The following is a 20,887-nucleotide window of genomic DNA, read 5'->3' as shown; positions in this document are numbered from 1 at the left end:
ACGAGGGCAAGGTCGGCAGGATCGTCGTCGCCGAGGGCACCGAGGGCGTGGCGGTCAACGCCGTGATCGCCTGGCTGCTCGAGGAGGGCGAGGACGCCAGCGCGATCCCGGCCGAGGGCGGCGCCGCTCCGGCCGCGCCGGCAGCCGCTGCCGCCCCCGAGACCCCGGCACAGCAGGCGGCGGCCGGCGGTGTCGGCCCGGAGGGCGCGCCGGAGGCCCCGGCGCTGCCCGGTGCCCCGGCCCACACCTCGGTGGCGGTACCGGTTCCCGACGTCGACGAGGCGAAGTTCTTCAAGGAGACCCAGCGCCAGACCGTGCGCGAGGCCCTGCGCGACGCCATGGCCGAGGAGATGCGCGCCGACGCCGAGGTCTACGTGATGGGCGAGGAGGTCGCGGAGTACCAGGGCGCCTACAAGGTCACCCAGGGCCTGCTGGCCGAGTTCGGTGCCAAGCGTGTGATCGACACCCCGATCACCGAGCATGGTTTCGCCGGCCTGGCGGTCGGTGCCGCGTTCGGCAAGCTGAAGCCGGTCGTCGAGTTCATGACCTTCAACTTCGCCATGCAGGCGATCGACCAGATCATCAACTCGGCCGCCAAGACCCTGTACATGTCCGGCGGCCAGATGGGCTGCCCGATCGTGTTCCGCGGCCCGAACGGCGCGGCCTCGCGCGTCGCCGCCCAGCACTCGCAGTGCTACGCCAGCTGGTACGCCCACTGCCCGGGGCTGAAGGTGGTCTCGCCGTGGTCGGCGGCCGACGCCAAGGGCCTGCTGAAGGCCGCGATCCGCGATCCGAACCCGGTGATCTTCCTGGAGAACGAGGTCCTGTACGGCCAGTCCTTCGACGTGCCGACCGATCCCGACTTCGTGCTGCCGATCGGCAAGGCCAAGATCGTGCGGCCGGGCAAGGACGTCACCATCACGGCGTTCTCGATCATGGTCGGCAAGGCCCTGGAGGCCGCCGAGAAGCTGGCCGAGGAGGGGATCGACGCCGAGGTGATCGACCTGCGGACCATCCGCCCGCTCGACATCGACACCATCGTGAACTCGGTGAAGAAGACCAACCGCCTGGTCACCACCGAGGAGGGCTGGGCGTTCTCCGGCATCGGGTCCGAGATCGCCGCTCTGATGATGGAGCACGCCTTCGACCATCTCGACGCGCCGGTCGCCCGGGTCGCCGGGGCCGACGTGCCGATGCCGTACGCCGCCAATCTCGAGAAACTGGCCCTGCCGCAGCCCGACAACATCGTCCAGGCTGCGAAGGCGGTCTGCTACCGCGCGTAAGGGGAGAGCCGGAACATGCCGATTTCCATTCTGATGCCGGCGCTGTCGCCCACCATGAGCGAGGGCAACCTCGCCAAGTGGCACGTCAAGGAAGGCGACACGGTCAGCGCCGGCGACGTGATCGCCGAGATCGAGACCGACAAGGCGACCATGGAGGTCGAGGCGGTCGACGAGGGCAAGGTCGGCAGGATCGTCGTCGCCGAGGGCACCGAGGGCGTGGCGGTCAACGCCGTGATCGCCTGGCTGCTGGAGGAGGGCGAGGACGCCAGCGCGATCCCGGCCGAGGGCGGCGCCGCTCCGGCCGCGCCGGCAGCCGCCCCCGAGGCTCCCAAGCCGGCCGCCGCTCCGGCGCCGGCCGCTGCCGCTCCGGCCCCCGCACCGCAACCGTCGGCCGGCGCCGGCCGGGTGTTCGCCAGCCCGCTGGCCAAGCGCATGGCCGAGCAGGCCGGCCTCGACCTGGGCGCGCTGAAGGGCTCGGGCCCGCAGGGCCGGATCGTGAAGGCCGACATCGAGGCGGCGCTCGCCGGCGGTGCGCCGAAGGCCGCCGCGGCGCCCGCCGCCGCAGCCGCCGCTCCGGCCCCGGCCGCCGCTCCGAGCCTGGGGACGGCGCCTTCGGCCGACGTGCCGGGCCTGCCCGAGTACGAGGAGATCCCGAACTCCAACATGCGCAAGGTCATCGCCAAGCGCCTGACGGAGTCCAAGCAGTTCGCGCCGCACTTCTACCTGACGGTCGACTGCGAGATCGACGCGCTGCTCAAGGTCCGCAAGCAGCTCAACGACAAGGCCGGCGACGGCGTCAAGCTGTCGGTCAACGACCTGGTGATCCGCGCCGCCGCGCTGGCCCTGAAGCAGGTGCCGGCGGCCAACGCTTCGTGGACCGAGAAGGCGATCCGCATCTACAAGCAGATCGACATTTCGGTGGCCGTCGCCATCGACGACGGCCTGATCACCCCGGTGATCAAGGACGCCGGCTCGAAGGGGCTGAAGCAGATCTCGGCCGAGATGAAGGACCTGGCCACCCGGGCCCGCGACCGCAAGCTGAAGCCCGAGGAGTTCCAGGGCGGTACCTTCTCGATCTCCAACCTCGGCATGTTCGGGATCAAGGACTTCGCCGCCGTCATCAACCCGCCGCAGGGCGCCATCCTGGCGGTCGGCGCCGGCGAGCAGCGCCCGGTCGTCAAGGATGGTGCGCTGGCGATAGCCACGGTGATGAGCTGTACCCTGTCGGTCGACCACCGGGTGGTCGACGGCGCGGTCGGCGCCGAGTTCCTGGCCGCCTTCAAGAAGCTGGTCGAAGACCCGCTCACCATGCTGCTCTGAGAGCGAGGGAGACACCGCGATGGCCGACACCCAATTCGACGTGATCGTCGTCGGCGGCGGCCCGGGCGGGTACGTCGCCGCGATCCGCGCCGCCCAGCTCGGCCTGAAGGCCGCGGTGGTCGAGCGCGAGCACCTGGGAGGGATCTGCCTGAACTGGGGCTGCATTCCGACCAAGGCGCTGCTGCGCTCGTCCGAGGTCTCGCATATCCTGCATCATCTCGACGCATATGGCTTTTCTGCCAAAGACATATCGTTCGACCTTAAGAAGGTGGTCGAGCGATCGCGCAAGGTCGCCAAGCAGCTCTCGGGCGGCGTCGCGCACCTGCTGAAGAAGAACAAGGTCACGGTGATCGACGGCCACGGCAAGCTGGCCGGCACCCAGGGCGGGTTGCGCAAGCTCGACGTGACCAAGGACGGCAAGCCGGTCGGGAGCTACACCGCCAAGCACGTGATCCTGGCGACCGGCGCCCGGGCGCGGACGCTGCCCGGCATGGAGCCGGACGGCAAGACCATCGTCACCTACAAGGAGGCGATGGTCCCGGAGAGCATGCCGAAGAGCCTGCTGGTGATCGGCTCCGGCGCCATCGGCATGGAGTTCGCCAGCTTCCACCACGACATGGGCTGCAAGGTCACCGTGCTCGAGGTGGTCGACCGCATCCTGCCGGCCGAGGACGAGGAGATCTCGGCGTTCGCGCAGAAGCAGTTCGCCAAGCAGGGCATGACGATCAAGACCGGCGTCAAGGTCTCCAAGCTGGAGAAGACCTCGGCCGGCGCCAAGGCGACCATCGAGGTCGGCGGCAAGGCCGAGACCATCGAGGTCGACAAGGTGATCCTGGCGGTCGGCATCGTCGGCAACGTCGAGAACATCGGCCTCGAGGGCACCAAGGTGAAGGTCGAGAAGACCCACGTGGTGATCAACGAGTGGATGGAGACCGGCGAGCCCGGCGTCTACGCCATCGGCGACCTGGCCGGCCCGCCCTGGCTGGCCCACAAGGCGAGCCACGAGGGGGTGATCTGCGTCGAGCGGATCGCCGGCGTGAAGGGGCTGCACCCGCTGGACGTCCGCAAGATACCGGGCTGCACCTACTGCCGCCCGCAGATCGCCAGCGTCGGGCTGAGCGAGGCCAGGGCCAAGGCCGCCGGCTACGAGGTCCGGGTCGGCCGGTTCCCGTTCGTCGGCAACGGCAAGGCGATCGCGCTCGGCGAGCCCGAGGGCATGGTCAAGACGGTGTTCGACAAGAAGACCGGCGAGCTGCTGGGCGCCCACATGATCGGCGCCGAGGTGACCGAGCTGATCCAGGGCTACGGCGTGGCCATGACGCTCGAGACCACCGAGGCCGAGCTGATGCACACGGTGTTCCCGCATCCGACCCTGTCGGAGATGATGCACGAGTCCGTGCTTGACGCGTACGGCCGCGCCATCCACTTCTGAGTTGTCTATTTCGCGACTGCGAGAGGAACGGCGATGACCGAGGCGACCCGCGAGGCGACGCCGCAGCAGGCTGTGGCGGAACGCGTGCGCCATCCCGAGAAGGCGCACCGCCCGGACAACCCGGTGCAGAAGCGCAAGCCGGCCTGGATCCGGGTCAAGGCGCCGACCTCGCCGGTCTACCAGGAAACCCGCAAGATCATGCGGGACCACAGCCTCCACACCGTGTGCGAGGAGGCGGCCTGCCCGAACATCGGCGAGTGCTGGTCGAAGCGGCACGCCACCATGATGATCCTGGGCTCGGTCTGCACCCGGGCCTGCGCGTTCTGCAACGTGGCGACCGGCAAGCCCGACCTGCTGGACCCGCACGAGCCGGAGAACGTGGCCCAGTCGGTCGCCAAGCTCGGCCTCAGCCATGTGGTGATCACCTCGGTCGACCGCGACGACCTGCCGGACGGCGGGGCGGGGCATTTCGCCGAGACCATCCTGCGGATCCGCCGCGCTTCCCCCGGCACGACCGTGGAGGTTCTCACCCCGGACTTCCTGCGCAAGAAGGACGCGCTCGAGGTGGTGGTCGGCGCCAAGCCCGACGTGTTCAACCACAACCTCGAGACCGTGCCGCGGTTCTACACCGAGGTGCGGCCGGGGGCGCGCTATTTCGCGTCGCTGCGCCTGCTGCAGCAGGTCAAGGAACTGGACCCGTCGATGTTCACCAAGTCCGGCATCATGGTCGGGCTGGGCGAGGGCCGCGAGGAGGTCCTGCAGCTGATGGACGACCTGCGTTCGGCCGAGGTCGACTTCATGACCATCGGCCAGTACCTGCAACCGACGCCGAAGCATCACGCCGTCGACCGCTTCGTCGAACCGTCGGAGTTCGAGGCCTATGCCCGCTTCGGCTACGCCAAGGGCTTCCTGATGGTGGCGTCGTCGCCGCTGACCCGGTCGTCCTACTTCGCCGGCGACGACTTCCGGCGGCTGCGCGAGGCCCGCGACCGGCGGCTGCGCGGCGAGACGGTGTCGGAAGCCGACGCGGTCGTTCCCCCGGCGGCCGAATAGCCGGCCGACAGCGCAACCGGCATGCCGACACACGCCGAGAAGCGGGTGCTTCCCCACCCCCCGGAACAGTTGTTCGACCTGGTCGTCGACATCGAGCGCTACCCGGAATTCCTGCCCTGGTGCATCGGCGCCCGCATCAAGCGGCGTGAGGGGCGCATCGTCTTCGCCGACCTGATCATCGGCTACAAGATGATCCGCGAGCGCTTCACCTCGCGGGTCGACCCGCAGCGCGACAGGCTGCGGATCGACGTGACCTACACCGAGGGCCCGTTCCGCTACCTGAACAACCATTGGGTCTTCGAGCCGCATCCCGAGGGCTGCCTGCTCGACTTCTACGTCGACTTCGAGTTCAAGAACCGCATGCTGCAGAGCGTGATGGGGCTGTTCTTCAACGAGGCGGTCCGGCGCATGGTGCAGGCCTTCGAGACCCGCGCCGACGAGCTGTACGGCCCCGGCACCCCGGCCGCCGGTCACTCGCCGGCCCAGTAGGTGCCCGCTCAGTAGGCTTGGCGCGGGATCCGGTCGGCCAGGATCCGGATCGCGGTGCGCACCGCCTCGCGCCGGATGTCGGACCGGTTGCCCTCGAACTCGTGGCGCTCGTGCACGGTGGTCCCGCCGGTGATGGCGGACGCGAAGTGCACAAGCCCGACCGGCTTCTCCTTCGACCCGCCGCCGGGGCCGGCCACCCCGGTGATCGCCACGGTCATCAGCGCCCGCGATCGGGCGAGCGCGCCGATCGCCATTGCCTTGGCGACCTCCTCGGACACCGCGCCGTGGCGGGCGATCATCGCCGCCGGCACCCCCAGCAGCTCGCTCTTGGCCTCGTTGGAATAGGTGACGAAGCCGCGCTCGAACACGTCGGACGACCCGGCGATCTCGGTCAGGCAGCCGGCCACCAGCCCGCCGGTGCAGGACTCGGCGGTGGCGATCGTCATGCCGGCCTCGCGGCAGGCGTCGAGCAGGGCGGAGGCGGCGTCGATCAGGGCCTCGGGCAGCATGACTGGCTCCGCAAGTCTCAGGCGTGGGGTGCGACTGCCCAGCGGGCGACAAGGATCAAGGCGACAGCGTAGAGCCCGGCAACCAGGTCGTCGAGCATGACACCGGCCGGGGTCTTGTACTCGCGATCGATCCAGCCGGCCGGCGGCGGCTTGAGGACGTCGAACAGGCGGAACGCGGCGAAGCCGGCAAGCCACCAGGCCGGGTCGAGCGGGCAGGCGGCGAGCGCCAGCCACTGTCCCGCCACCTCGTCGATCACGACCTCGCCGGGATCCAGGCGGCGCGATGCGTGCTGGTAGGTTTCGGTGGCCGGAACGCCGATGATGGCGGCGATCAGGGCAGCGACGAGCAATCCCTGCCAGCCGAGATGAACGGTGATCGGCCAGGCCGCGACGGCGGCCAACAGCGAACCCCAGGTGCCGGGCGCCCATGGCAGGTAGCCGGCCCCGAATCCGGTCGCGACCAGGATTCGCGGATCCAGGAGCGAGGGACGGTTGTTCACAGGGTCTCTCCCTCCGGCGCCGGCAGCGCCAGGGTCGCCGCCGCCTGCGCCGCCACGCCCTCCTGCCGGCCGGTGAAGCCGAGCCGCTCGGTGGTGGTGGCCTTGACCGAGACCCGACCGACCGGGACCCCGCAGATCGCGGCGATGCGGCCGCGGATCGCCTCGCGGTGCGGGCCGATCTTCGGGCGCTCGCAGACGATCGTCAGGTCGAGGTGACGGATCCGGCCGCCGCGCTCGCGCACCCTGCGGACCGCATCGGCCAGGAAGCGGTCGGACGCCGAGCCGCGCCACTGCGGGTCGCTCGGCGGGAAGTGCGCGCCGATGTCGCCGTCGGCGAGCGCGCCCAGGATCGCGTCGGTCAGGGCGTGCAGCGCGACGTCGGCGTCGGAATGGCCGACCAGCCCGCCGTCGGCCGGGACTGTCACGCCGCCCAGCATCATGGCGTCGCCGGGGCCGATCCGGTGGACGTCGAAGCCGGTGCCGACCCGGGTCTCGAGGGCGGCCGCCAAGCGGGCCTCGGCGCGTGCGAGATCCTCGGCGGTGGTCAGCTTGCCGGCCTCCTCGGATCCCTCGACCAGGGCGACGCGCAGCCCGGCGCGCTCGGCCAGCGCGGCGTCGTCGGTCGCCGGCGGGGACGCGGCGGCGGCCCGGTGCGCCGCCAGGATCTCGGCATAGCGGAAGCCCTGCGGGGTCTGGGCCCGCCACAGGCCGTCGCGCGGCACGGTCTCGGCGACCGCACCGTCGGCGCCGCGCTTCAGGGTGTCGACCACCGGCAGCACCGGCAGGGCCGCCGGCGCGTCGGCGAGGGCGTCGAGCACGCGGTCGATCATCGCGGCCGGCACGAACGGGCGCGCGGCGTCGTGGATCAGCACCGCGTCGGCCGCCTCGCCGGCCAGCGATTCCAGGCCACGGCGCACCGAATCCTGCCGCTCGGCGCCGCCCGTCACCGGCGCCAGCAGGGCGAGCCCGGCGGTCGCGGCGGCGTAGGCGTCCTGGTGCCCGTCGGCGATCACCACCCGCACGGCGTCGATCCGCGGGTGGGCAAGGAACGGCTGCAGGCTGCGGCGAAGGACCGGCACGCCGGCCAGCGGACGATACTGCTTCGGCAGCCCGCCGCCGGCGCGTTCGCCGCGTCCGGCAGCCACGATCAGGGCGATTGTCTTCACGCGCGGAGAGTCCTCGTCTGCGGTCGTCGCTCGCCGGGTGACGCGGTGGCCGGCCGGTCTCCGGCGCCCCTGGAGCGGGGCGCGATCTTAGTGTAGGCATCCGTCCATGTCTCTCGCCCTCCACCTCTCGGCCCTCGCGGCCCTGGTGCCGGCCGCCCTGCTGGCGGTCCGCCCGGTCTCGGGCTCCGGCCCGCGGCTCTGGCTGGCGCTGGCGGTCGCCGCCGCCGGGGCGTTCGGGTGGAGCGCCGTCCGGCTCTCCGGGCATTGGGACCCGAACCTCGGGGTGGCGCTGTGGATCAGCGTGGCGGCCAGCATCGTGGTGTTCGCCGCGGTGGTCGCCGTGCGGCCGTGGGCCGGCCGGCTGGTGTCGCTGCTGGGGCCGTACCTGCTGGTCATGGCGATTCTCGGCACCCTGACGGACGAGCCGGCGCCCGAGGGGGCGGTCGCGGCCCTGCCGGGCGGGTGGGTGATCGTCCATATCCTGGTGTCGCTCGCCACCTATGCGCTGGCGACCGTGGCGGCGGTGGCGGGACTGGCGGTGACCCTCAAGGAGCGCGCGTTGAAGGCCAAGCGGGAAGGCGGGTGGCGCGGCTCGCTGCCGTCGGTGGTGGACGCCGACCAGCTGCAGTTCCAGCTCCTGCTGATCGCGCTGGTGGTCCTCGGCTTGGGGATCGCCACCGGCATGGTGCTGGAGCTCGACGAGACCGGCCGGCTCCTGGTCCTCGACCACAAGACCATCCTGACCTTCGCGTCGTTCGCCGTGGTCGCCGCGGTGCTGGCGCTGCACGCCTGGTCGGATCTGCGGGGGCGCCGGGCGGCCCGCGCGGTGCTGGTAGTCTACCTGCTACTTACGCTGGCATACCCCGGCGTTAAGGCTGTGCATTCCCTGCTGCTGGCCTGAACCTCGGAACATTCCAGGCGCGATTGCCCCCGGGGGCCGCGTTCGGCCGGCGAACGCCGCGCTTGCGATTCCCGTCGGCGACGCTAACATTGCCCAACTTTTCATCAAGCAGTCGGTCTGCCCAAAATATGAGCATATCAATCGGCCCAGTCAGCCTCCGGGACCCCGTGATGCTGGCGCCCATGTCCGGGGTGTCGGACCGGCCGTTCCGACGGATCGTCCGGCGGTTCGGAGCCGGGCTGGTGGTCTCCGAGATGATCGCCAGCGACGCCATGCTGCGCGAGGTCCGCGACGAGCTGCGCAAGGCGGAGATCGACGCCGACGACGCCCCGGCGGTCGTCCAGCTCGCCGGTTGGGACCCGGCGGTCATGGCGGAGGCTGCGCGCCTCGCCGTCGATGGCGGCGCCGCGGTGGTCGACATCAACATGGGCTGCCCTGTGAAGAAGGTGGTCAACAGGCTGGCCGGCTCGGCGCTGATGCGCGACGAGGCGCTGGCCGGGCGGATCATCGAGGCGGTCGTCGGGGCGGTTCCGGTGCCGGTCACCCTGAAGATGCGCACCGGCTGGGACGACAGCGACCGCAACGCCCCGCGCCTGGCGCGGATCGCCGAGCGGGCCGGGGTGAAGATGATCACGGTGCACGGCCGCACCCGCTGCCAGATGTACGGCGGACGGGCCGACTGGGCGTTCATCCGCCGGGTCAAGGATGCGGTCGATCTGCCGGTGGTCGCGAACGGCGACATCGCCACGCCGGACGACGCGGTCGAGTGCCTGGCGCTGTCAGGCGCCGACGGGGTGATGATCGGCCGCGGCGCCTACGGGCGGCCGTGGATTCTGCGTCAGGTCGCCGACCGGCTGGCCGGACGAGGCGACCCGGCGGCGCCGTCGCTGGCCGAGCTGAAGGCCATCCTGGTCGAGCACCTCGACGCGATGCTGAGCCACTACGGCGTGAACGCCGGGTTGCGCAACGCCCGCAAACATGTCGGCTGGTACAGCCAGGGCCTGCCGGACTCGGCGGGATTCCGCCAGACCGTCAACAACACGGTGGAGCCGTCGCGGGTGTTCGCGGCGATCGACCGGTACTTCGACCCCCTGATCGAACGGAGAGCGGCGTGAGCAGTGCAACGGCCCGGGCGGCGCGACGCCGCCGCGGCGGCGGATCTCCGGCGATCGACGGCAGCCTGATCCTCAATGCCCTGCCGTCGGCGGTCGTCGTGCTGGACGGCGACAACCGGGTGGTCTCGCTGAACATGGCCGGCGAGGACCTGATCGGCGCCAGTGCGGCCTACGCCGCCGGTCGCCCGCTGTCGGAGTGGATTCCCGAGGACAGCCCGGTGACCGGGATGATCGAGCAGGCGCGCGAGACCCAGGCCAGCCTGTCCGACTACGACCTGGTGATCGAATCCCCGAAACTCGGCCAGCGAACCGTCAACCTGCAGATCTCGCCGATCCCGGAGGCGCCGGATCACGTTGCGCTCAGCCTCCAGGAGCGCTCGATCGCCTTCAAGATGCACCGCCAGCTTACCTACCGGGGGGCCGCCCGCTCGGTCACGGCGATGGCGTCGATGCTGGCGCACGAGGTCAAGAATCCGCTCTCCGGTATACGTGGCGCGGCCCAGCTGCTTGAGCAGTCGGTCGGGCCGGACGACGCGACCCTGACCCGGCTGATCTGCGACGAGACCGACCGGATCTGCGCGTTGGTCGACCGGATGGAGGTGTTCTCCGACGAGCGGCCGATCCAGCGCGGCCCGGTGAACATCCACGAGGTGCTGGAGCGCTGCCGGCGGATCGCCCAGAACGGCTTCGGCAAGCACGTCACCTTCGTCGAGCGCTACGACCCGTCGCTGCCGCCGGTCCTCGGCAACCGCGACCTGCTGGTGCAGGTGTTCCTGAACCTGGTCAAGAACGCCTGCGAGGCGGTGCCGAAGGAAGCCGGAGAGATCACCCTGACAACCAGCTACCGCCACGGCATGCGGGTGGCGGTCGCCGGCTCGCGCGAGCGGCTGCACCTGCCGCTGCAGGTCACGGTGCAGGACAACGGCCCGGGGATCCCGGAGGAGCTGCGCGGCAACCTGTTCGAGCCGTTTGTCACCACCAAGATCAACGGCAGCGGGCTCGGCCTGGCCTTCGTCGCCAAGACCATCGCCGACCATGGCGGCGTGATCGAGGTCGACTCGGTCGCCCGCCGCACGATATTCCGGCTGACCTTCCCGATCGCCGAGGAGCCGAAGCCGCGGCGGGTGCGGCGCCGAGGGAGCGCCGAGATGGAGGGCGCGCTGTGAGCGACCCGCGCGCCTCGATCCTGATCGCCGACGACGACCGGGCGATCCGGACGGTCCTGAGCCAGGCGCTCACCCGGCTCGGCCACGACGTGAAGAGCACCGGTACCGCCGCCGGCCTGTGGCAGTGGGTGGAGGACGGCGAGGGCGACCTGGTGATCACCGACGTGGTGATGCCGGACGAGAACGGCCTCGACATGCTGCCGCGCATCCGCAAGGCCCGGCCGGACCTGCGGGTCATCGTGATGAGCGCGCAGAACACGCTGCTGACCGCGGTCAAAGCCAGCGAGCGCGGCGCCTTCGACTACCTGCCGAAGCCGTTCGACCTGAACGAGCTGGTCGCCACCGTGCGCAAGGCACTGTCGACCCCGACCGCCGCTCCGGTCCCCGCACCCGAGGACGAGGCACCGCCGCCGGCGTCCGACGAGCCGCTGCCGCTGATCGGGCGCTCGGCCGCCATGCAGGACATCTACCGGGTTCTGGCGCGGCTGATGGGGACCGACCTGACGGTGATGATCACCGGCGAGTCCGGCACCGGCAAGGAGCTGGTGGCGCGCGCCCTGCACGACTACGGCAAGCGGCGCGACGGGCCGTTCGTCGCCATCAACATGGCCGCGATCCCGCGCGAGCTGATCGAGTCCGAGCTGTTCGGCCACGAGAAGGGCGCGTTCACCGGCGCCACCATGCGGGCGACCGGCCGGTTCGAGCAGGCCCAGGGCGGGACCCTGTTCCTCGACGAGATCGGCGACATGCCGCTGGAGGCCCAGACCCGGCTGCTGCGGGTGCTGCAGGAAGGCGAGTACACGACGGTCGGCGGCCGCACCCCGATCCGCGCCGACGTCCGGATCGTGGCGGCGACCCACCGCGACCTGCGCCAGCTGATCCGCCAGGGGTTGTTCCGCGAGGACCTGTTCTACCGCCTGAACGTGGTGCCGATCCGGCTGCCGGCGCTGCGCGAGCGGATCGAGGACGTCCCCGACCTGGCCCGGCACTTCTTCGCGCAGATGCCGCAGGAAGGCCTGCCGATCAAGCACCTGGACAAGTCGGCCCTGCTGCGGCTGCAACGCTATCCGTGGCCGGGCAACGTGCGCGAGCTGGAGAACCTGTGCCGACGGCTGTCGGCCCTGTACGCCGAGGAGACCATCGGCGAGGACGTGGTCGAGGCCGAGCTCGCCGACTCCTCCGACGCCGCCACGGCCGACAGCGACACCGGCCCGGACAGCCTGTCCGGCGCGGTCGAACGGCATCTGGTCGCCTATTTCGGCGCCCATCAGGACGGCCTGCCGGCCGCCGGCCTGTACGACCGGGTCCTGCGCGAGGTCGAGCGCCCGCTCGTCACGCTCTGCCTGAACGCCACCCGCGGCAACCAGATCAAGGCCGCCGAGCTGCTCGGCCTGAACCGGAACACCCTGCGCAAGAAGATCCGCGAGTTGGACATCCCGGTGGTGCGTGGCGTACGTTCGGAGCCCTGACGCGGCCTCGCGCCCGGCCACGCGCGCTCCGGGCGCGCGGCCGGGCGACCAGCTGTCCCGGACCCGATGACCGACGCCGCCGCCCCACGCCCGAACGCAACGCCGGCGGACGACCGACCGCCGGAACCGATCGCGTCGGCGACTGCCGGACCGCCGTGGCTCAACGGTTTTCTGCGATGGGCCCGCCGCCACGACCTCGAGCGGCGGCTCGCCTTGGCACTGGCGATCCTGGCGATCGCGTCGGGCGTCGGCACCGCGGTGGTGCTGACCGGTTCCGGCCCGCTCGGCCCGGAACCGGACATGGTGCTGGCGGCGGTCTACCTGAACATCGCCTTCCTGCTGGCGCTGGGCGCGCTGGTCACCCGGCAGCTGGTACGGATCTGGGTGGAGCGGCGGCGCGGGCAGGCGGGCTCCCGGCTGCATGTCCGGCTCGCCGTCATGTTCGCCGCGGTCGCCATCACCCCGACCCTGATCGTGTCGATCTTCTCGGCGGTGTTCTTCGATTTCGGGCTGCGCGGCTGGTTCAGCGAACGCGTGGCGACGGCGGTGAACAGTGCGACCGCGGTCGCCGAGGCGTATCTGGAGGAGCACCGCCAGACCATTCGGGGCGACGCCCTGGCGATGGCCAACGACCTGAACCGCGACGCGCCCTTCCTGTTGTCGGACCCGCGCCGATTCGACCAGGTGATGTCGGCCCAGGCGGCGGTCCGAAACCTCACCGAGGCGGTGGTGTTCGACGGGTCCGGCCGGGTGCTCGCCCGGTCCAAGCTGTCGTTCTCGTTCGACTTCGAGCCGCTGCCGGAACGCGCCATGGCGCAGGCCCGGGACGGCGAGGTGGTCATCCTGACCAGCGAGAACGACGACCGCATCCGGGCCCTGGTGGCCCTCAACCAGTTCGTCGACGCCTTCCTCTACGTCGGACGGTTCGTCGATCCGGCCCTTCTGGCATATGTCGAGCGCACCCAGGAGGCGGTCTCGCAGTACCAGGCGCTGGAGGGCAAGCGCTTCGACTTCCAGCTGACCTTCGCGATCGTGTTCGCGCTGGTCGCGCTGCTGCTGCTGCTGGCGGCCAGCTGGGTCGGGCTGCTGCTGGCCGACCGGCTGGCGCGCCCGGTGAGCGCGCTGATCGCCGTCGCCGAACGGGTCCGCGCCGGCGACCTGAGTACCCGGGTGTCGCCGAGCGACGCGGTCGACGAGCTGGCGACCCTCAGCCGCGCCTTCAACCGCATGACCGCCCAGCTCGAGTCGCAGCGCTCGGAGCTGATCGACGCCAACCAGCAGCTCGACGACCGGCGCCGGTTTACCGAGGCGGTGCTCGGGGGCGTCTCGGCCGGCGTCATCGGCCTCGACGCCGCCGGCAACGTCAACCTGCCGAACCGCTCGGCCGGCCGGCTCCTCGGCCTCGACCTGGAGGAGGCGATCGGCCAGCCGCTGCAGGATCTCGTGCCCGAGTTCGGCCCGCTGATCGCCGAGGCCAAGCGCCGGCCGTGGCGCGAGTCCGAGGACCAGGTGGTGGTCCAGGGAGCGGACGACGTGCGCAAGACTTTCCTGGCCCGGATCGCCGCCGAGCGCGACGACGGCGAGATCGCCGGCTACGTCGTGACCTTCGACGACGTGACCGAGCTGCTGTCGGCCCAGCGCAAGGCGGCGTGGGCCGACATCGCCCGCCGGATCGCCCACGAGATCAAGAACCCGCTGACCCCGATCCAGCTCTCGGCGGAGCGCCTGAAGCGCAAGTACCTCGGCCAGATCAGCTCCGACCCCGAGACCTTCGAGCGGATGACCGAGACCATCGTCCGGCAGGTCGGCGACATCGGCCGGATGGTCGACGAGTTCTCCGCCTTCGCGCGGATGCCGACGCCGGTCATGCACCCGGAGTCGATCGGCGACCTGGTCTCGGGTGCCGTCGACCTGCAGCGCGCCGGCCGGACCGAGGTCGACTTCCAGGTCACGACCCCGCCGGAGCCGGTTACGGTTGCATGCGATTCGCGACAGGTTCGCCAGGCGCTGACCAACCTGCTGCAGAACGCGGTCGACGCGATCGAGGGCCGCCGGCAGGAGGCGCCGGACGCCGCCGCGGTCCCGGACGGCCGGATCGAGGTGGAGGTGCGGCGGCAGGGGCCGCGGGTTAGCGTGACGGTCGCCGACAACGGGCGGGGGCTGCCGGAGACCGATCGCGACCGGCTGACCGAGCCCTACGTGACCACGCGCGACAAGGGCACCGGGCTCGGTCTGGCCATCGTGAAGAAAATCATGGAAGATCACGGAGGCTCGGTCGAGCTGCGTGATCGTCCCGGCGGCGGCGCCATCGTCAGCCTCTTGTTCGAGGCGGAAGGCCCGGTGCCGACCGAAACCGACCCGGCACCTGTGTCCCATGGCGAATGACATTCTGATCGTCGACGACGAAGCCGATATCCGGATGTTGATCGCGGGAATCCTCGAGGACGAGGGTTACGATTCGCGCTCGGCCGCGAACGCCCGCGAAGCGCTCGACGCCATCCGGCGGCGCATGCCGTCGCTGGTGATCCTCGACATCTGGCTGCAGAACAGCCATCTCGACGGCATCGGCATCCTCGACGAGATCCACCGCGACCATCCGGATCTGCCGGTGATCATGATCTCCGGCCACGGCACCATCGAGACCGCCGTGACCGCCATCAAGAAGGGCGCTTACGACTTCATCGAGAAGCCGTTCAAGGCCGACCGGCTGCTGTTCATGATCGAGCGGGCGGTGGAGGCGGCCCGGCTGCGGCGCGAGAACAGCGAACTGCGGCGCCGGGCCGGCTCCTCGACCGAGCTGATCGGGATTTCGCCGGGGGTCAATGCCGTCCGCAGCGCCATCGAGAAGGTCGCGCCGACCGGCAGCCGGGTGCTGATAACCGGACCGGCCGGTGCCGGCAAGGAAGTGGTGGCGCGGCGCATCCACGAGCGGTCGCGGCGGGCGGGGGGACCTTTCGTGGTCCTCAACTGCGCCACGCTGACACCCGAAAGGCTGGAGTCGGAGCTGTTCGGCACCGAGCCCGGCGGCCGCGAGCCACGCACCGTCGGCACCCTGGAACTGGCCCACAAGGGCACGCTGCTGCTCGACGAAGTCGCCGACATGCCGATCGAGACCCAGGGCAAGATCCTGCGGGTCCTGCAGGAGCAGGCGTTCCGCCGGATCGGCGGCGATACCGAGGTCGAGGTCGACGTCCGGGTGATCGCCGCGACCAACCGCGACCTGCAGCAGGAGATGGGGGCCGGGCGGTTCCGGGAGGACCTGTTCTACCGGCTGAACGTCGTGCCGATCCGGGTGCCGCCGCTGCGCGAGCGCCGCGAGGACGTGCCGATGCTGGCCCGCCACTTCGTGCGCCAGACCGCGGAGAGCGGCGGCATGGCGGTGCGGGCCCTCGGTGAGGACGCGATCGCGGCGCTGCAGGCCTACGACTGGCCGGGCAACGTCCGTCAGCTGCGCAACGTGATCGACTGGATCCTGATCATGGCGTCGGGCGACCCGCGGGAGTCGATCCGGGCCGACCAGCTGCCGCCGGAGATCGGCTCGGCGACCCCCGCCACCCTGAAATGGGAGAAGGGCGGCGAGATCATGGGCATGGCGCTGCGCGAGGCGCGCGAGACCTTCGAGCGCGAGTACCTGATCTCGCAGGTCAACCGGTTCGGCGGTAACATCTCGCGGACGGCGGCGTTCATCGGCATGGAGCGGTCGGCCCTGCACCGCAAGTTGAAGTCGCTCGGGGTTTTCCAGGGGGAGAAGCTGGTCCGCCCGGCCGGCTGAGGACGACCGATGAAAGTCATCATCTGCGGCGCCGGCCAAGTCGGCACCAGCATCGCCCGCCATCTGGCCGGCGAGAACAACGACGTGACCGTGATCGACCAGGAGCCGACGCTGATCCAGAAGATCAGCGACACCCTGGACGTCCGTGCCATCAACGGTTTCGCCTCGCACCCGGGAATCCTGGAGCAGGCCGGCGCCCGCGACGCCGACATGCTGATCGCCGTCACCTATTCGGACGAGGTCAACATGGTGGCCTGCCAGGTCGGCCACTCGCTGTTCAACGTGCCCACCAAGATCGCGCGGGTGCGCAACCAGAACTACCTGCTGCCGATCTGGGCCGACCTGTTCAGCCGCGAGCACATGCCGATCGACGTGATCATCTCGCCGGAGCGCGAGGTGGCGCGGGCCATCGGCCGCCGCCTGCAGGTGCCGGGAGCACTCGACGTGGTGCCGATGGTCGACGGCAAGGTCCGGGTCGTCGGGGTGCGGTGCGAGGAGAGCACGCCGATCGTGAACACGCCGCTGCGGCAGCTGACCAGCCTGTTCACCGACCTGGCCATCGTGATCGTCGGCATCCTGCGCAACGAGCGGGCGATCGTACCGAAGCCCGAGGACCAGATGCTGCCGGGCGACGAGGTCTACTTCGTGTGCAGCAGCGCCCACCTGTCGCGCGCGCTCGCCAGCTTCGGCCACGAGGAGGCCGAGGCCCGCAGCGTGGTGATCGCCGGCGGCGGCAACATCGGCCTGACCTTGGCCGAGGAGATCGAGCGCGACCATCCCGGCGTCGACGCCAAGGTCATCGAGTTCTCGCGCGACCGCGCGCGGTTCGTGGCGCAGGCGCTGAACCGGACCATGGTGCTGAACGGCGACGTCCTCGATCCCGAGATCCTCGAGGAGGCCAACATCGCCCGCACCGAGACCTTCGTCGCGGTCTCGAACGACGACGAGGTCAACATCCTCAGCTCGCTGCTGGCCAAGCGGTCGGGCTGCGGCCGCACCGTGACGCTGATCAACACCCTGACCTACGCACCGCTGATCACCCAGCTCGGCATCGACGCGGTCGTGAACCCGCGGGCGATCACGGTGTCGTCGATCCTGCAGCACGTCCGCCGCGGCCGGATCCGCAGCGTCTACTCGGTGCGCGAGGACTTCGGCGAGGTGATCGAGGCGGAGGCGCTGGAAACCTCGCCGCTGGTCGGGCGCCCCCTGAAGGACGCGCGGCTGCCGGCCGGGGTGATCATCGGGGCGGTCGTGCGCGACGGCGAGGTCATTGTGCCGCGTGGCGACACCGTGATCGCCGCGAAGGACCGGGTGGTGGTGTTCGCGACCTACGAGGCGGTCAAGAAGGTCGAAAAGATGTTCGCCGTCCGACTGGACTTTTTCTGAGCCGCATCGCGGTGTAAGGCAAGGCCAGTTCCCCTGCAGTCCGGAGCCCGAGCATGTCACGCATCGCCTATGTCAACGGCCGCTATGTGCCGCACGCGGACGCCGCCGTTCATGTCGAGGACCGCGGCTACCAGTTCGCCGACGGGGTCTACGAGGTGGTGCTGGTCTACAACGGCAGGATGGTCGACGAGATCCCGCACCTGGATCGCCTAGACCGTTCGCTCGGCGAGCTGCGGATCCCGTCGCCGATGAGCCGGCCGGCCCTGCGGTCGGTCATGCGCGAGCTGCTTCGCCGCAACCGCATCCACACCGGCCTGATCTACATGCAGGTCACCCGCGGCGTGGCGCGCCGCGACCACCCGTTCCCCAAGAACGCCCAGCCGTCGCTGGTGATGACCGCAAAGCGCATCGCCCTGCCGACCGGCGCCGCGGTCGAGAACGGCGTCCGGGTGATCTCGATCCCGGACATCCGCTGGGAGCGCTGCGACATCAAGACCGTCGCCCTGCTGCCGAACGTGCTCGGCAAGCAGCAGGCCAAGGAGGCCGGCGCCTACGAGGCCTGGCAGGTCGACAGGGACGGCTACGTGACCGAAGGCACCTCGACCAATGCCTGGATCGTCACCAAGGACGGCGAACTGGTGACCCGCAACGCCAACCAGGCCATCCTGAACGGTATCACCCGACTGACCCTGCTGAAGCTGGCCGAACGGGAGAACCTTCGCCTGGTCGAGCGCGGCTTCACCATCGAGGAGGCCAAGCGGGCGCGCGAGGCGTTCATCTCGTCGGCCACCTCGTTCGTCACGCCGGTCACCCAGATCGACGACGCGGTGATCGGCAACGGCAAGGCCGGCTCGGTCGGCCTCGGCCTGCGCCGGGCCTATCTCGACTACGCCGAAGGCGAGGGCCGGACGTGATCGCTCTGCCGCGGCCGCGGGCGGTCGTCTTCGACTGGGACTCGACCCTGGTCGACAACTGGGGCGCGATCACGCGGGCCCTCGAGCGAACCTTCCTCACCATGGGGCATGTGCCGTGGACCGAGGACGAGGTTCGCGCGGGCGCCAAGAAATCGCTGCGGGACACGTTCCCCGACCTGTTCGGCGACCGGTCGGACGAGGCGACCCGGCTGTTCTACGACGGCTTCGAGGCGGTCCACCTGGAGACCCTGCGGCCGCTGGAGGGAGCGGGCGACCTCCTCGAAGGGCTGGCCGCCCGCGGCATCCCGACCGCGATCGTGAGCAACAAGAACGGCGGCTATCTGCGCCGGGAGGCTACGCATCTCGGCTGGGACCGCTACTTCCACCGGGTGATCGGCGCGACCGACGCGCCGCGCGACAAGCCGGCTCCGGATCCGGTGTTCATGGCGCTCGACGGCAGCGGTATCGCTGCCGGCCCGGACGTCTGGTTCGTCGGCGACTCGGCGGTCGACCTCGCCTGTGCGCATGCCGCCGGCTGCATCCCGGTGCTCGTTCACCCCGACGACCCGCACCCCGAGGACCTGACCCGGCACCCGCCGGCGATCCACTTACCCGGCTGTCTCGCACTTTTGATGCAGTTGCACGATTGAGTGAGCGTGCGACTGCGTTATATGTTTAGCTTGCATCTCGCAGGTGCGAGATAGATCGGCGAGGATCGCCCCCCGCGATACCTGCCGGCGAGCCCCAGGGCTCTAACGATAAGGAATGCAAGATGGCCGCAGAGAAGAGCCAAAGCGTTCAGGACGTGTTTCTGAACAAGATCCGCAAGGACAAGACACCCGTGACGGTGTTCCTGGTCAACGGCGTCAAGCTGCAGGGCATCGTGACCTGGTTCGACAACTTCTGCCTCCTGCTGCGCCGGGACGCGCATTCGCAGCTGGTGTACAAGCACGCGGTGTCGACCATCATGCCGCAGCACCCGGTGCAGCTGTTCGAGGCCAAAGAGGACGCGGACGGCTGACGAGGCCGCCATGGGCACCCGCGCCCTAGTCGTCCACCCCCGTCTGAAGACCGAGGAAGAGACGGGGGAGGGCGTTCGCGATCCCGAGGCACGCCTGGAAGAGGCGGTCGGCCTGACCTCGGCGATCGACCTGATCACCGTGCATTCCGAGGTGGTCGCGGTTGCCAGGCCGCGCCCCGGCTCGCTGCTCGGCAGCGGCCAGATCGAGCGGCTCGCCCAGCTGGTCGAGGCGATGGAGATCGAGGTCGTCGTCGTCGACCGGCCGCTGACGCCGGTCCAGCAGCGCAATCTCGAGAAGGCCCTGAAGGCCAAGGTCCTGGACCGCACCCAGCTGATCCTGGAGATCTTCGGGGCACGGGCGCGCACCCACGAGGGCCGGCTGCAGGTCGACCTGGCGTCGCTCACCTTCCAGCGTTCCAGGCTTGTCCGGTCCTGGACCCACCTGGAGCGCCAGCGCGGCGGCACCGGCTTCATGGGCGGGCCGGGCGAGAGCCAGCTCGAGATCGACCGCCGCCTGATCGGCGACCGGATCACCAAGATCCGCCGCGAACTGGAGGAGGTTAAGCGGACCCGCGAGCTGCATCGCGGCGCCCGCAAGCGCGTGCCGTATCCGATCGTCGCGCTGGTCGGCTACACCAACGCCGGCAAGTCGACCCTGTTCAACCGGCTTTCGGGCGCCTCGGTGATGGCCGAGGACCTGCTGTTCGCGACCCTCGACCCGACCATGCGCCGGATCGGGCTGCCGGGCGGGCGGACCATCATCCTGTCGGACACCGTCGGCTTCATCAGCGAGCTGCCGACCCATCTGGTGGCGGCGTTCCGGGCGACCTTGGAAGAGGTGACCGAGGCCGACGTGGTGGTCCATGTCCGTGACATCGCGCATCCGGATACCGCGGCCCAGAAGGCCGACGTTCTCGGGGTGCTGGCCGACCTCGGGATCGACGAGACCACCCGGCCGGGCCGGATGCTCGAGGTCCTGAACAAGATCGACCGGCTGCCCGACGACCAGCGGATCGCCCTGAAGCAGCGCACCGAAGCCGGCAACGAGCCGGTGGTAGCGGTATCGGCGGTCACCGGCGAGGGGATCGACCGGCTGACCGCGGCGATCGCCCAGCTGCTCGGCGTCGACGACCGGCTGTGCGGCTTCGTCCTCGACCTGTCCGACGGCGCCGCCGTGGCGTGGCTGTACGCCCATGGCGACGTGGTCGAGCGCAGCGACGACGCCGAAGGAACGACCGCGGTGAAGGTGCGGCTGAGCGCCGCCGATGCCGCCCGGTTCGAGAAGCGGTTCGCCGGGGCGATCCGGCGACCGGCGGACTGACCTCTCCGCGCGAATCGTTCGCAGGCTGCGGTTGACAGCGCCCGAGCGGCCCTCCTATACCCGTTGGCAC

The 20,887-nt window shown here is 70.3% G+C and carries 19 protein-coding genes; 16 read left to right on the top strand and 3 right to left on the bottom strand.

The window, feature by feature from the left end; translation table 11 throughout:
- The 5 genes from IE246_RS08870 to IE246_RS08850 form a co-directional block, all read left to right on the top strand.
- Nucleotides 1–1,283 (top strand): pyruvate dehydrogenase complex E1 component subunit beta (locus IE246_RS08870; RefSeq protein WP_229836733.1); only part of this gene is annotated, 1,283 nt, incomplete at its 5' end.
- Between the two features lie 15 nt (nucleotides 1,284–1,298).
- On the top strand, nucleotides 1,299–2,603 hold the full coding sequence (locus IE246_RS08865; RefSeq protein WP_189988584.1) for a pyruvate dehydrogenase complex dihydrolipoamide acetyltransferase: 1,305 nt from the start codon (nucleotides 1,299–1,301) through the stop codon (nucleotides 2,601–2,603).
- 19 nt (nucleotides 2,604–2,622) lie between these two features.
- Nucleotides 2,623–4,035 carry a dihydrolipoyl dehydrogenase gene (lpdA, locus tag IE246_RS08860; RefSeq protein ID WP_189988583.1) on the top strand — a complete coding sequence of 471 codons (1,413 nt, stop codon included), beginning with the start codon at nucleotides 2,623–2,625 and terminating at the stop codon, nucleotides 4,033–4,035.
- A 33-nt stretch (nucleotides 4,036–4,068) separates the two neighbouring features.
- Entirely contained in the window at nucleotides 4,069–5,088 is a 1,020-nt protein-coding gene (lipA, locus tag IE246_RS08855; protein WP_189988582.1) for a lipoyl synthase, read from the top strand.
- Nucleotides 5,089–5,109: 21 nt separating this feature from the next.
- Nucleotides 5,110–5,577: a type II toxin-antitoxin system RatA family toxin gene (locus tag IE246_RS08850; protein WP_189988581.1), complete on the top strand. Its 468-nt coding sequence runs from the start codon at nucleotides 5,110–5,112 to the stop codon at nucleotides 5,575–5,577.
- 8 nt (nucleotides 5,578–5,585) lie between these two features.
- Here the strand turns inward: IE246_RS08850 and IE246_RS08845 are convergent, their stop codons facing one another.
- From IE246_RS08845 to IE246_RS08835, 3 genes are read right to left on the bottom strand one after another with little or no spacing between them, the layout of a single operon-like run.
- On the bottom strand, nucleotides 5,586–6,086 hold the full coding sequence (locus IE246_RS08845) for a CinA family protein (protein ID WP_189988580.1): 501 nt from the start codon (nucleotides 6,084–6,086) through the stop codon (nucleotides 5,586–5,588).
- A gap of 17 nt (nucleotides 6,087–6,103) precedes the next feature.
- The gene (locus IE246_RS08840) at nucleotides 6,104–6,586 is read right to left on the bottom strand and encodes a phosphatidylglycerophosphatase A family protein (protein WP_229836731.1); all 483 of its coding nucleotides are present in this window, start codon (nucleotides 6,584–6,586) and stop codon (nucleotides 6,104–6,106) included.
- Nucleotides 6,583–7,752 carry a bifunctional 2-C-methyl-D-erythritol 4-phosphate cytidylyltransferase/2-C-methyl-D-erythritol 2,4-cyclodiphosphate synthase gene (locus tag IE246_RS08835; RefSeq protein ID WP_189988579.1) on the bottom strand — a complete coding sequence of 390 codons (1,170 nt, stop codon included), beginning with the start codon at nucleotides 7,750–7,752 and terminating at the stop codon, nucleotides 6,583–6,585. Before IE246_RS08835 ends, IE246_RS08840 begins: the two co-directional genes overlap by 4 nt.
- Nucleotides 7,753–7,858: 106 nt before the next feature.
- On the opposite strand from IE246_RS08835, the gene ccsA reads away from it, so the two are divergent.
- The 11 genes from ccsA (at nucleotide 7,859) to hflX (ending at nucleotide 20,817) form a co-directional block, all read left to right on the top strand.
- A complete protein-coding gene (ccsA, locus tag IE246_RS08830; protein WP_189988578.1) occupies nucleotides 7,859–8,653 on the top strand; it encodes a cytochrome c biogenesis protein CcsA in 795 nt (264 codons plus the stop codon).
- Nucleotides 8,654–8,781: 128 nt separating this feature from the next.
- Entirely contained in the window at nucleotides 8,782–9,768 is a 987-nt protein-coding gene (gene dusB / locus IE246_RS08825) for a tRNA dihydrouridine synthase DusB (RefSeq protein ID WP_189988577.1), read from the top strand.
- The gene (locus IE246_RS08820) at nucleotides 9,765–10,934 is read left to right on the top strand and encodes a two-component system sensor histidine kinase NtrB (protein WP_229836730.1); all 1,170 of its coding nucleotides are present in this window, start codon (nucleotides 9,765–9,767) and stop codon (nucleotides 10,932–10,934) included. Before dusB ends, IE246_RS08820 begins: the two co-directional genes overlap by 4 nt.
- Nucleotides 10,931–12,403: a nitrogen regulation protein NR(I) gene (ntrC, locus tag IE246_RS08815; protein ID WP_189988576.1), complete on the top strand. Its 1,473-nt coding sequence runs from the start codon at nucleotides 10,931–10,933 to the stop codon at nucleotides 12,401–12,403. The genes IE246_RS08820 and ntrC overlap by 4 nt, the downstream gene beginning before the upstream one ends.
- A 213-nt stretch (nucleotides 12,404–12,616) precedes the next feature.
- Complete coding sequence (locus IE246_RS08810) at nucleotides 12,617–14,788, top strand: sensor histidine kinase NtrY-like (RefSeq protein ID WP_229836725.1); 2,172 nt, start codon at nucleotides 12,617–12,619, stop codon at nucleotides 14,786–14,788.
- Nucleotides 14,778–16,175: a nitrogen assimilation response regulator NtrX gene (gene ntrX / locus IE246_RS08805; RefSeq protein ID WP_189988574.1), complete on the top strand. Its 1,398-nt coding sequence runs from the start codon at nucleotides 14,778–14,780 to the stop codon at nucleotides 16,173–16,175. Before IE246_RS08810 ends, ntrX begins: the two co-directional genes overlap by 11 nt.
- A gap of 9 nt (nucleotides 16,176–16,184) precedes the next feature.
- Nucleotides 16,185–17,561: a Trk system potassium transporter TrkA gene (trkA, locus tag IE246_RS08800; RefSeq protein WP_189988573.1), complete on the top strand. Its 1,377-nt coding sequence runs from the start codon at nucleotides 16,185–16,187 to the stop codon at nucleotides 17,559–17,561.
- A gap of 53 nt (nucleotides 17,562–17,614) precedes the next feature.
- The gene (locus tag IE246_RS08795; RefSeq protein WP_189988572.1) at nucleotides 17,615–18,475 is read left to right on the top strand and encodes a D-amino-acid transaminase; all 861 of its coding nucleotides are present in this window, start codon (nucleotides 17,615–17,617) and stop codon (nucleotides 18,473–18,475) included.
- Nucleotides 18,472–19,125, top strand: a complete 654-nt coding sequence (locus IE246_RS08790) for an HAD family hydrolase (protein WP_229836723.1) — start codon at nucleotides 18,472–18,474, stop codon at nucleotides 19,123–19,125. The genes IE246_RS08795 and IE246_RS08790 overlap by 4 nt, the downstream gene beginning before the upstream one ends.
- A 122-nt stretch (nucleotides 19,126–19,247) precedes the next feature.
- Complete coding sequence (gene hfq / locus IE246_RS08785; RefSeq protein ID WP_189988571.1) at nucleotides 19,248–19,496, top strand: RNA chaperone Hfq; 249 nt, start codon at nucleotides 19,248–19,250, stop codon at nucleotides 19,494–19,496.
- 10 nt (nucleotides 19,497–19,506) lie between these two features.
- Nucleotides 19,507–20,817, top strand: a complete 1,311-nt coding sequence (hflX, locus tag IE246_RS08780; protein WP_189988570.1) for a GTPase HflX — start codon at nucleotides 19,507–19,509, stop codon at nucleotides 20,815–20,817.
- Nucleotides 20,818–20,887 lie beyond the last annotated feature (70 nt).

This window comes from Thalassobaculum fulvum, assembly GCF_014652915.1.
GTDB classification, from domain to species: Bacteria; Pseudomonadota; Alphaproteobacteria; order Thalassobaculales; family Thalassobaculaceae; genus Thalassobaculum_A; species Thalassobaculum_A fulvum.
Note: the sequence above shows the minus strand (reverse complement) of the source record. Positions and strands in the feature narration are given on the sequence as shown.

Coding starts and splice junctions, on each gene's coding strand:
- lpdA (WP_189988583.1), top strand. CDS start 2,623: ATGGCCGACACCCAATTCGACGTGATCGTCGTCGGCGGCGGCCCGGGC.
- IE246_RS08850 (WP_189988581.1), top strand. CDS start 5,110: ATGCCGACACACGCCGAGAAGCGGGTGCTTCCCCACCCCCCGGAACAG.
- IE246_RS08845 (WP_189988580.1), bottom strand. CDS start 6,086: ATGCTGCCCGAGGCCCTGATCGACGCCGCCTCCGCCCTGCTCGACGCC.
- hflX (WP_189988570.1), top strand. CDS start 19,507: ATGGGCACCCGCGCCCTAGTCGTCCACCCCCGTCTGAAGACCGAGGAA.
- lipA (WP_189988582.1), top strand. CDS start 4,069: ATGACCGAGGCGACCCGCGAGGCGACGCCGCAGCAGGCTGTGGCGGAA.
- ntrX (WP_189988574.1), top strand. CDS start 14,778: ATGGCGAATGACATTCTGATCGTCGACGACGAAGCCGATATCCGGATG.
- hfq (WP_189988571.1), top strand. CDS start 19,248: ATGGCCGCAGAGAAGAGCCAAAGCGTTCAGGACGTGTTTCTGAACAAG.
- trkA (WP_189988573.1), top strand. CDS start 16,185: ATGAAAGTCATCATCTGCGGCGCCGGCCAAGTCGGCACCAGCATCGCC.
- ccsA (WP_189988578.1), top strand. CDS start 7,859: ATGTCTCTCGCCCTCCACCTCTCGGCCCTCGCGGCCCTGGTGCCGGCC.
- dusB (WP_189988577.1), top strand. CDS start 8,782: ATGAGCATATCAATCGGCCCAGTCAGCCTCCGGGACCCCGTGATGCTG.
- IE246_RS08795 (WP_189988572.1), top strand. CDS start 17,615: ATGTCACGCATCGCCTATGTCAACGGCCGCTATGTGCCGCACGCGGAC.
- IE246_RS08865 (WP_189988584.1), top strand. CDS start 1,299: ATGCCGATTTCCATTCTGATGCCGGCGCTGTCGCCCACCATGAGCGAG.